This is a genomic window from Streptomyces sp. NPDC030814 (genome assembly GCF_055572155.1).
Map to the genome: position 1 here is coordinate 25,393 of NZ_JBVIDX010000022.1, position 10,254 is coordinate 35,646.

A 10,254-nucleotide genomic window follows, 5' to 3' on the forward strand; every position below is an offset into this window, starting at 1 on the left:
CGGGTGAGGAAGGGGCTACTCGGTCACCGGCTGGGCGGTGGGAACGGCAGCGGTGGCAGAGGACGGGACGGCGGACTCCACGGCGACGGCGGGCCGGAAGGAGTCGAGTCGGGGCAGGTCCGGCATCAGGGCGGCGGTGTCGCGGCAGACGGCCGCCGCCTCGGCGAGGGTGAAGTGTGGTGCGCGGACGCGGGACCAGCCGCCGGAGGAGTCACCGACGACGGCGACGCCGGGGCGTTCAGCCGGGATGGCAGTAGCGGCGAGGGCCGCCTCTGGAGAGATGTCGGCGAGTGCCATGTTTGCCGAGGCTTCGTCGTTGACTCGGTGGCAGACGCGGCCGGTCAGCTGCGCACGGAGCATGGTGGCGCCCTTGCCGAGTTCGGAGCCGAAACGCTGCCCGCACACCTCCAGGTAGATGCCGGCCGCACGCCCGAGCTGGGCGAGGCGAATGAGCTTGGTGACCATGGCGTCTCGTCGCTTCTCGTCGTCCCGGTTCGCGGCGAGGAAGAGTTCCGCCACTTCGTCGACGACGACCACGACCGGAACCGGCCGTACGGCTTCCGGCAGCCCCCACACGTCCGAGGTGAGCACGGCATCCGGACCGGCCCCGCTGCCGGCACCGCTCCGGAGCCCGATGAGCCGGAACCGTGCCTCCATCTCGTCCACCAGCGCGTCCAGGAGTTCGTCAGCCCGGTCGGGCGTGTCGGCGAGCGCGGACAACCGTGGTGCGAACGGGGCGAGTTCCACGCCCCATTTGCAGTCGATGCCGACGAGTACGACCGACTGCCGGGCCAGACCGCACAGCAGATTGCGCAGGTAGACGGACTTGCCGGACTGCGTGGCGCCGAGGATCAGTTCATGCGGCACGGTGCGGAAGTCCCGTACGTGCCACTCACCGTCTTCCCGCAGCGCCAGCGGCAGGCAGAGCGGATCGGACCCCGGCCGACGCCGGGCCGGCCTGACCTCGGCGAGCACGTCCCAGCCGACCAGCCGCAGTTCGAGCCGCCCCGGCTTTGTGGTGCGGACATACACGGCATGGACGCCCCAGGCGTGCCGCAGCCGGTCGGCGGAGGCCATGAAGTCCTCGGGAGCCTGACCCGCCGCCATGCGCAGCCGCATCACGAGGCCGGACCCGGTCGGCAGCGGGAACGACCGCCGAGGCGGTACCGGAGCGGCCTGGCGCCCGATCATCCGGGCGGTGGCCCGACGGACGGCCGAAGCTGGGACCGTCAGACCACACGCGTCCATCGTGTCCCGGTACGACACGAGCACCCGCAGCACGGCGACCGGATAGCCGATGAGCCACCAGAACACGACCGGCACACGACGGCGTATGACCAGCAGCATGCCCAGGACCAGTAGGACCGGCAGCAGAATCGACAGCGGAACCCGGAATCCCTCGGCCACGGCGATCAACCCTGAACCGGAGCCGGGGCGTTGACCATGACGGCGTCGGCCCGGTAGGCGATGCCGTGCCGGGCACGCCCGCCGAACTCGCTCTCCCAGGGCCGGGCGACCAGACCGGACAGGATGACCGGGGCGCCCATGACCAGCCCGTCACCGATGCCCTGCTCGGGAACGGTCACCTTGATCATGTCCGAACCACCGGCGGCGATGAACACCAACTCCACCGTCATGAGCCGCTGGTTGGTCACCGGGTCAACGGCCACCTCACCGGTCTGCCGGTCCCTCACCTTGACCTCCGGCAGCTTGGTGATGAGCAGCGTCGCGGCCGAGGTGTCCACGGGGATGACACGCATTGTCTGTACCTCACAGGGTCGTTGGCGCACTCTCGATGAGCAGCACCATTCCAACTGGATACCCCCCTAGACAGCGCAAGGGAGGGTCGCCCCCACCTGAACTGTCTAGGGGGGTGTACAGCTAAGGTAAACGACCGCCGCTCGAACTGTCTAGGGGGGTATACGAGTTGGGTCGCGGACTCACGGCTCGCGCGAGTTGAGTGCGTCAGTCCAGGGCCCAGTGGAGGGCGGTCGCGTCGTCGCGAGCCTTGCCGCGCGGCCAACGTCGGCCCTCTGGGTCGTCGGCCTCGGCTTCCCGTACGCGGCGGATCAGCTCATCCGGCCCCGACGAGTCGAGGACGGACAACACCTCGCACCAGTCGGCGAGTTCGAACCGGTCGACGAGTCGCGTTGCACCGTCGCTCAGCAGCGTCACGGATGCCAGCGAGTCCAACGGCACCGTTCCGGTCAGAGCCTGCTCGGCCGCCCGTGGATCGGGGCCGGCGATCCAGAAGCCGCCCGGCCGGTTACGGAGCCCTGTCAGGGCATCCCTGTACTCGGCGAGTGCGGCAGTGTGTTCTGGCGATCCGGTGGGCAGTTGGTCGACGGCCCCGCGCAGCCGCTTGCCGACCTCGTCCAGGCGCCGATCGGTGACGACGGTCGTACGACCGTCGCTGTCTGCCAGCAGCAGGGAGGAGTCGCCGAGAACGAGGTACTCAAGAACTTCCCCGCCGAGCCGCGCGGCGACGACCGTACTGGTGGGACTGGCCCGGTAGGCGAGGTCGCAATTGTCCTCGTGCAGGGACCGGACGAGACTGATCGAGTCGGCGAGGCAGTCGGCGAGCGGCCGGGCGGGACACGCAGTCATGCCGCGCAGCAGCAGAGCGCCGAGGGTCGTGGAGAACCAGGCGACGCCGTGCGTGCATCCGGTCTCGGCCCCGCCCACACCGGCACCGTCGAGGACAACGGCCGCGCCGGGGGCAGCAGCGGCGAAGTCCTCGTTCTCGCGGTCGATTTCGGCGGGCAGTGTGGCGAGGGAGAACCTCACCCCGCCACCCCCGTCACCTCTTCGTCGTGCCTGTAGAGGGGGCAGAGCAGTTCGGCGGACTGCGGTTCGCTGGTTTCTGGGTCGTACTCGACGCCGACCAGCGTGGAGAACCGGCGGTCACCGACCTGGCCCCACAGCGCGTTCAGGTCGTTGGCGAGCAGATGCACGACGCCGAGAGAGCCCTGAGTGTGGATGCCGGCGATGGCGAGCAGCGAGCCGTTGCCGTCCGGGCGCGGCAGCCGGCCGAGGTATCCGACGTCGTAAGGCCGGGCAGGGTTGCTGTCCTGGCCCGACCGGTACACGGTGCCGGTGTGCCGGTCGACCACTGTCCAGGGCCCGTCTTCCGCGCGCTCCCAGCTCAGAACGGGGTCTTGCGCGTAGGTGTCCCACATCTCCTGAGACATGCGCGGCCCACAGACGACGACCAGGCCGTCCCGATTGAGGTCGATCTCTCCACCGACCGACACATGCTCCGAGGCGACTTCGAGCCCGTATGTCCGCGCGAGGTCTTCCAGCCGCTTGCCGGAGCTGACGTCGTCCATGGCGACGACCGTCCGCCCGTGCTCGTCATCACGCCGCAGAGGCGTAGCGACGACGACGGAGCCCCGGCCGAGGAAGGCCCCTTCCGGCGCCGGGCCGGTGTGCCGGATCTGGTGAATGCGCCCGCGGCTCAGGCCCGCCTTTTCGGCGATCTGCGCGTACGACAGCCCTTGCGCGTGCAGGTCCTGGACCACGCGTCGACGGAAGCGAGCCAGTTCGGTCACCTCCTGCTGTGCATCAGCCAACCGGGTCGTGACCTCGCGCAACAGCCGGTACGGATCGTCAATCGCCATGATCCGCTGCAACTCGTCCGACATGACTTCACCTCCTAGCACTAACCAGGAGTCTAGGGCCCTAGACGGAATGGGCGGGAGACGGCGTCCCGTACTTACGCCGACCACGTAGAACCGCGACCGTCTGCCTGGCACACCCCGAGGGCTCACCCGTCGCCGCCCGCGAGGCGACCAGAGACGACCGTCGAGGCAGGCGCGATCACACGCTCTCCCGCACGAGGTCCGCCCACACGGTCCGCCCGTCGGGCCAGCTCTTGATACCCCAGTCCTTGGCACACGCGGCCACCAGCGCCAGACCGCGACCACCTTCATCCCGGTCCGTCACGTCACACAGGTGAGGCTCACGTTCACCTCCCACATCGACTACCTCGATGCGTACGAGGTCACTGTCGTCGCCGAAGCTGACGACCACGACGAACCAGCCGCCGGCCGCGCCGCTCAACGAATGCCGCACAGCGTTGGTCGCAAGCTCACTGACGACCAGGACCGCGTCGTCGACCGGCCCTCGCTCCTCCAGCAGAGCAGCGACGAAGCGTCGAGCATGACCCACCTCCTCGGTCAGGCCGGGAAAGGCGCGGCACCACTTGGTACGCATGGGAGATCCCTCACTCTACGTCTAGGGGGCTAGACAGCGCAATGGCAGAGTATTCCCATGACGAAGCGGCAAGCTAGGCATTCAGAGGAATTATTCCTCTATCGAGTGAGGGTGTCTCCCAAGCTGCGGAAGTCCGCCATCGACCGCACCAGCAGCTCCCGCACCTCGTCGCCGAAGACCGCCGCTTCCTCGAAGCGATCGAACGTCTCCTCGTAGGCGGCCAGTTCGGCGGAGTCGGCCGACACACGCTCACGGTCGAAGGTCTCGACGACAACGGCCCGCTGGTCGCACAAGGTGAACCCGTGGCGAGGCAGCACAGGCACCCGCCGACGCCAGGGGATGACCCCGAGCCGCACTGTGTCCAGGCTCTCGACAGCCAGCAGCCGGTCGAGCTGGGCGAGCATCAGCGCCGGAGTCCCCGGCCAGGTACGCAACACGGCTTCGGTCAGCACGAACACCGACTCCCGCCCCGGCTCGTACAACACGCTCTGCCGCTCGATGCGGGCAGCCACCGCCCGACCGATGGCATCAGGCGTCGACTTCGGCGCACTCCCGAAGACGTGCCGGGCGTACTCCGCGGTCTGAAGTAGGGCCGGCAGCACGACGCACTGGAACGACCTCACCAGCTGTGCGGACCGAACCTCTTCATCAACTGTGCTACCGGCGCCCTGAGTTACGCCCTCTGCTTGTTGGTCGGCACCCGGAGCAGCCATCACAGCGTGCAGCAGCTCACGAACCTCACGAGCGGTCGACTCATCAAGACCGAGAGCACGCGAGAGCCGGCCGAGCACATCAACGCTCGGAACCATGCGCCCGGTCTCTACCTTGGACACGGTCGGCTGTCCTACCTCGGCACGCTGCGCCAGCACAGCACCCGTCAGCCCAGCCTCTGCCCGAAGTTCCCGAAGACGCGCACCAAGCGCCCGCATCCGCTCCCGCCGCTCACTCCCCATGCCAGGGTTCTACACCACAGGGCAGCCAGGCACAGAAAAGCCGATCACGGCCACTGTCAACCATCAGCTGGGACCGAAGCGTCAAGCATCTCCCGGGACCAGACACTGCCCCAGCCCCTCCGTGATTCAAACTTTCTCTACTGGTTCAAGGCGGCTCGCTCCGCTCCCCGCGCGCGGCCCGGCCCCCGGCCGGGCCTGCGCTCCTGTCTCCGCCCCGCTCCAGCCCGGCCGGCGCCCGTGCCGCGACGCACAGCAATCAGCCACCTGACCTCGATCCAGCGGGTTCGTTGGCGGTGCGCGTCGGTAGTGGCTCCGCTGGGCTGTTGCCTGGTGGCCTGCACCAGGTTGACCAGTGCAGCAGTCTGGCCGCGGTCACAACCGGTGCATGGAAGACAGCGACAAGCAGATAGCGGATCTCGATTATTACAGTGGGTATCAAAGTTCACCGTGACAGCCCATAAATCATTACTCTTCGTACTCGCTTTCCTTCCCAGATGCGAGTCACTCATCCCAGAGTTATCTTGACGGTGATAGGGGGCTTTGATGCCGACAGTGTGGTCCGTCAGTCGATGAGGCTCTGTGCGGCTGGCCATGCTGCGCCCCCAAAAACGCCGATACCCTGACAGGCCAACCGAGTGGTGACTTCTATGTGGGTTAATGGCATATGCATAGGGGTTAGTATTATTTTGATCCTATGCATAGTAGATCAAGTCGAGCCGATTTTTAATCCAACATTCACCGCTATAAAGCGTGGACTGAAAGGATATTACGGGCGGCATTTCAAGGGCATACTGCTTACAGTTGAAGGACTTCTAATTATCACCTCGCTGGGACTGCTCGCCGTTGCCGTCGCCGATCCAGTTGCCACTATTGTGCCTGCTCCCCCACTAGTCTGCCGTCTTGGGGCTGCCAGCGGTTTCATCGCTTCGCTTTGCGCCTTCTATTTTATTGCTCACAGACGCTTCCTCGGATTCAATCCGACAATCCCGTCGAAAACTGCCACTGCACAGGCCATTGATGAGCAGGTGCTTGGGAAGGTATTTTCAGATCTATTGCGCCGTAACTACACGGCGGAAGATGTACTGCTACTGAGCGACATTCTTCTTCATCCAGATCGCTATGTTCACCGCGCCATAGAAAATGCCTGCATAAAGGATTCATCTCTTTGTTTGCAAGTTGAGTTGCATATGAGTTTGCCTTCTGGCTGCGAGCTCATAGCTCAGAAGCCAAAGAGAACCCTTCTCCCGGTCGCGTTGACCCCGAAAGGCGAGATTCATCACAATCTATGTTTTGAGGGATATGACGGAAAATCCCTTGGAACACTTTCCACTTATGAGTCAGCGGCTCTTTCTACGCTGATTCTTTACCGCCTTTACAAACGGGCGTTCGGGGAGGAAGTGCAACCACCCGACCGTGTGATTGGCCTATTGCAGGAAACTGGGAAATGGTCCCGTTTTCACAAAAGTTTGATACTTGAAGATATCAATAGTCGGCATGCGCTCAGCGCGTCTGATCGTATCGATCTTTTGCGTTTTATCACCACTTTCTCACGATATCAGGTCCATATAGTTGAGGCACGCATCAATTCTCGCACCATCCTTAGGTACTCTCGAACTTTTCCCCTTTCTGTAATCGGCGTCGATGTTGGCAAGTACTCCCGATTGAGATTGCTTCTAGGCCTGCGGCCTGATCACTTTCGGATTCCTCTCGTGTGGCCATTTCTCACATCGAGCTACCACTTCAGGATGAATAGCGAGGTTGGCCAATACGTGAAAGACCTCTTTCTTAGTCGTTCGAAGCAGACGAGGCGGGGCGACAAGTTGGTTCCTCTTACATCAGGGGATTTTGAAGATCCAAAACCGGATATACATCTTCATTACCCCTCCGGATCCTCGTATGCGCATACCTACATTCGAGGCATGTATAAAGCGCGGCGGAAACCCAAGGACCTTGTTCTTGAGATTGGATTTGCCGAGGTTCCTCCTGGCGTACTTGGCAATGCTGTGTTCATCGCCTTTGCGATCACCTTCCTACTAACTCTGTTCACCCTTATGAAGCCCTCCACTGAGAACATGCAGGCCCTTCCTCCGATACTACTGGGATTTGCAGCGTTTGCCTCGACATGGTTGGGATTCGCTTCCGACAAAGAGAGCATGCTAAGAACGACCCTGGCTGCTCGCGCCGGCTTGCTGGGCGCTGCTCTTCTTTCGTTCGCGAGTGCCATACTGTACGTCGTGGGATTCAATTGGAATGACAAAGGAACTCAGTGTTTCAAGTTTTTGGATCCAATAACCGGGGGAGATCAACCAACAATCAGTTGGATATGGATGATACTCGTCGTTTTCGGTTACCTCCTTAGCTTTTCCCTATTGAAGCCCTTCACCGAAAGCTTTTGGCGATATAAGGATTTGGCCAAAGAGGGTGTACTGTAAAAAGCCCACTCAGCAAGTGCAATAGGGGCTCTAGGAGGGGAAAGATCTCATTACCGTCGGTCGACTTTTTCAATAAGTGTAGAAGGGGGTGGGAGGGGATGAGTGAAAAAGACAAGAAGAGCGTGCAAGAGCAAGTTCTGAAGAATCGACTCAAGGCATTTCAGGATGCTTACGAACTGCCGCTCGATTATCCACCATCCGGCGATCTACCCACAGCAGGAGCGTCTACCAATTCACTTTGGGACATGACAGATGCCGAACATCAAAGAGAACGCAATCTGGTTTCGCGAAGTATTTCTGAGCTTGCCGCTAGGTATGGCAGTCATCTGTCAACCCAGGAGGCCGTTGATAGTGAGGCTCAGGATATCGCAGACTCTGCATATCCCCTGCAGGAAAAGGGACGTGACATGTAAGGCATCTTACATCCTTCCTCGGTCTTGCCTCGTATAATTCACCCACAGTGCTGCGTGCACCCGCAGCCCTAATGGGTAGGTGCCACCTTCCGCTTGGGCTCGTGCCGCTATACGTAGATCGTGAAGAGTGTCCCGCGCAGCCGTGGCGTCATCCAAATCGGCGCCATCTGGCCCCTGGCCGTTCTCTATAGCGCGCAAGACACCATTCGCCCGTTCGACACGTGCAGCTCGCAGGAGGACAGCATCAGTTCCCTCACGGACACGCGCGGCCAGCTCCGCTACATGCACAGGGCCTTCCAACTCGACTACTGAGTACGAAACTGGACAGCACGACTCGCAGCCATACCAGCATTTTTCAGCCCCTCAAAGTCCTCATGCGGCTCGGCCTTAGCAACCAGGCCAGAAGCAGCCGTGGTGGCCTCATGCACGCTCGATGCGAACGCCGCCCACGCCTCACGTCGCAAGGTATGGCGCCAGCTTCCCAAGCTGAAGGCTCGCACCGTCGTCGCGGGCCGGCCGTCGCGGCTTGCTCTGGTCGACGCACCAATAGCGTGGCTGAGGCCGGCGGGGGTGCAGCGAGGCACACGCTCGCGTGATCCGGCTGGCGTCCCCGCCGTCGTGGCTGACTGTCGTCGGCTGAGGCCCAGACGAACGCGTATTGGCTTGAGTAGACGTCACCCACCTGCAGCCAGCTCGGCAGGGCTATGCATCCTGGGCACCATGACGAACCCCGAGGGCCCGTACGTGAAGGTGCACTTCCGGCTTGAGGTCGAGGACGACTGGCTTCCGGCGTCGGTGGAGAGTCTGTGGGCGGTCGACCAGGGCGATGGCAGCGCGCGGCTCGACAACATCCCCTGGTTCGTCCGAGGCATCGCCTGCGGGGACATCGTGGCCATCGAGCCCGACGAGGAAGGCGTGCGATGGGCCGGCGAGGTGGTTCGGCGTTCGGAGAACTGCACCATCCGCCTCATTGTGATCCGGGACGGCGGCTCGGGAGCCGCACGGCAGAGCGTGATCAACGCGTTTCACGAACTTGGAGTCAGCGGCGACGGTATAGAGCGGTTCGGCATGGGTGGGCGCCCTAGACGTCCCACCCACGGCCGATCTCTCCAAAGTACAGAAGCTGCTCAACCATGGCGTGGCCAAGGAGTGGTGGGACATGGAAGAGGTGTGCATCACCGCTCAGTGGCGGGCTGCCTCCGTCGGCTGAGGCCGTTCATGTAATCCACGGCTGGGCCGTCCCTGGGCCGTCCGAGGCCGCTCATCAGTGGCCAATGACGACCAACGACGACCACCAGGCGCACGGCCCCACCGCCCCCGACCAGCAAAAACCCAGCTCCCCAAGATCCCCGACAACACCCAGGGCAAGAAGACAGGGCCGCGCTGCTTTGAGGTGACCGCGCCAGGGCTGCGTTTCGTGCATATCCATTCACCTTTGGGTAGCTTCTTGGCCTGTGCAGTTGAATGTTGTGGTCCCATTGGTGGTTACCGTCGTTGTGGCCGCCACGGGTTACGTTGCGACCTACCTGACAAGTCTGCGTCTGACGCGCCGTAAAGATCATCTGGACCGGGTCAACCGCCAACTCAGCGAGCTCTACGGTCCGCTCTATGCGCAGTCTGAGGCCCTGAACCAGGCCTGGGAGACGTTCGATGCCCGCTATAGGACGAAGTGGGTTCGGTCGGTCCCCGCCACCGCGGAGTGGGCCGCCACCTGGCGCTTATGGATGTCAACGGTATTCATGCCGCTCAACCGACGCATGGTCGAGACGATCGTCACGCATGCCGACTTGCTAATTGAAAACACGATCCACGACTCCCTCAAGGAGCTGTGCGCGCATGTGGCCTGCTATGAACCCATCGTCGCCCGCTGGCAGGAAGACGGGTTCGACTCCGTCCAGTACGACGATCATGTATCGATCGCCGGCAACTTTCAGGACGCGAAGTTGTCCAAGTACCTACAGGATTCCTTCGAGTCACTGAAGGCCCAACAGAGCTCGCTACTCGATCGGCTGCAAAAAGGCCGACCAGAAGCGTCGGTGACCGACCCAGGGAGAGCTGGGGCTCAGCAGGCTGCTGACATCCATACCTGACATCAACGGCTACGAACGGGGGCGTACGCCAGCGTCTCCGTGCAATCGCCGCACCAGTTGCCTACCGCAGCCGGAGCGGGCTCGGATCGAACTCCTAAAGCGGTGCTCACTATTGTGGGGCTCCACGTCGCCGATTCCCCCATACGTCCCC

General features: G+C 62.9%; 9 protein-coding genes and 1 pseudogene. 4 read left to right on the top strand and 6 right to left on the bottom strand.

The genetic code is table 11. The annotated features are described in order from the left end of the window. Positions 1 to 15: 15 nt before the first annotated feature. From ACZ43N_RS32870 to ACZ43N_RS32895, 6 genes are all read right to left on the bottom strand, one after another. Positions 16 to 1,347, bottom strand: coding sequence for an FtsK/SpoIIIE domain-containing protein (locus ACZ43N_RS32870; protein WP_468102789.1), 1,332 nt, complete (start codon positions 1,345 to 1,347; stop codon positions 16 to 18). A gap of 65 nt (positions 1,348 to 1,412) precedes the next feature. Next, the gene (locus tag ACZ43N_RS32875) at positions 1,413 to 1,760 is read right to left on the bottom strand and encodes an SCO3933 family regulatory protein (RefSeq protein WP_055517769.1); all 348 of its coding nucleotides are present in this window, start codon (positions 1,758 to 1,760) and stop codon (positions 1,413 to 1,415) included. Between the two features lie 205 nt (positions 1,761 to 1,965). Then, positions 1,966 to 2,787 carry a protein phosphatase 2C domain-containing protein gene (locus ACZ43N_RS32880; RefSeq protein ID WP_468102696.1) on the bottom strand — a complete coding sequence of 274 codons (822 nt, stop codon included), beginning with the start codon at positions 2,785 to 2,787 and terminating at the stop codon, positions 1,966 to 1,968. Beyond that, the gene (locus ACZ43N_RS32885) at positions 2,784 to 3,644 is read right to left on the bottom strand and encodes a sigma factor-like helix-turn-helix DNA-binding protein (protein WP_468102697.1); all 861 of its coding nucleotides are present in this window, start codon (positions 3,642 to 3,644) and stop codon (positions 2,784 to 2,786) included. The genes ACZ43N_RS32880 and ACZ43N_RS32885 overlap by 4 nt, the downstream gene beginning before the upstream one ends. Positions 3,645 to 3,819: 175 nt before the next feature. After that, positions 3,820 to 4,215 (bottom strand): ATP-binding protein, encoded by a 396-nt coding sequence (locus ACZ43N_RS32890; RefSeq protein WP_468102698.1) that lies wholly within the window; start codon positions 4,213 to 4,215, stop codon positions 3,820 to 3,822. A gap of 98 nt (positions 4,216 to 4,313) precedes the next feature. Next, positions 4,314 to 5,168 (bottom strand): helix-turn-helix domain-containing protein, encoded by an 855-nt coding sequence (locus tag ACZ43N_RS32895; protein ID WP_468102699.1) that lies wholly within the window; start codon positions 5,166 to 5,168, stop codon positions 4,314 to 4,316. 635 nt (positions 5,169 to 5,803) lie between these two features. Between ACZ43N_RS32895 and ACZ43N_RS32900 the strand changes: the two genes are divergently transcribed. The 4 genes and pseudogenes from ACZ43N_RS32900 to ACZ43N_RS32915 all read left to right on the top strand — a co-directional run bounded on the left by ACZ43N_RS32900 (position 5,804) and on the right by ACZ43N_RS32915 (position 10,103). Continuing rightward, entirely contained in the window at positions 5,804 to 7,600 is a 1,797-nt protein-coding gene (locus tag ACZ43N_RS32900) for a hypothetical protein (protein ID WP_468102700.1), read from the top strand. Between the two features lie 98 nt (positions 7,601 to 7,698). Further along, a complete protein-coding gene (locus tag ACZ43N_RS32905) occupies positions 7,699 to 8,013 on the top strand; it encodes a hypothetical protein (RefSeq protein WP_468102701.1) in 315 nt (104 codons plus the stop codon). Between the two features lie 720 nt (positions 8,014 to 8,733). Further along, positions 8,734 to 9,223: pseudogene (locus ACZ43N_RS32910) on the top strand (DUF4265 domain-containing protein). Between the two features lie 244 nt (positions 9,224 to 9,467). After that, positions 9,468 to 10,103 (top strand): hypothetical protein, encoded by a 636-nt coding sequence (locus ACZ43N_RS32915; protein WP_468102702.1) that lies wholly within the window; start codon positions 9,468 to 9,470, stop codon positions 10,101 to 10,103. Positions 10,104 to 10,254 lie beyond the last annotated feature (151 nt).

Bases quoted from the DNA above. Each gene is read 5' to 3' on its own strand.
- ACZ43N_RS32870 (WP_468102789.1), bottom strand. From the start codon at position 1,347: ATGCTGCTGGTCATACGCCGTCGTGTGCCGGTCGTGTTCTGGTGGCTC.
- ACZ43N_RS32875 (WP_055517769.1), bottom strand. From the start codon at position 1,760: ATGCGTGTCATCCCCGTGGACACCTCGGCCGCGACGCTGCTCATCACC.
- ACZ43N_RS32885 (WP_468102697.1), bottom strand. From the start codon at position 3,644: ATGTCGGACGAGTTGCAGCGGATCATGGCGATTGACGATCCGTACCGG.
- ACZ43N_RS32890 (WP_468102698.1), bottom strand. From the start codon at position 4,215: ATGCGTACCAAGTGGTGCCGCGCCTTTCCCGGCCTGACCGAGGAGGTG.
- ACZ43N_RS32895 (WP_468102699.1), bottom strand. From the start codon at position 5,168: ATGGGGAGTGAGCGGCGGGAGCGGATGCGGGCGCTTGGTGCGCGTCTT.
- ACZ43N_RS32905 (WP_468102701.1), top strand. From the start codon at position 7,699: ATGAGTGAAAAAGACAAGAAGAGCGTGCAAGAGCAAGTTCTGAAGAAT.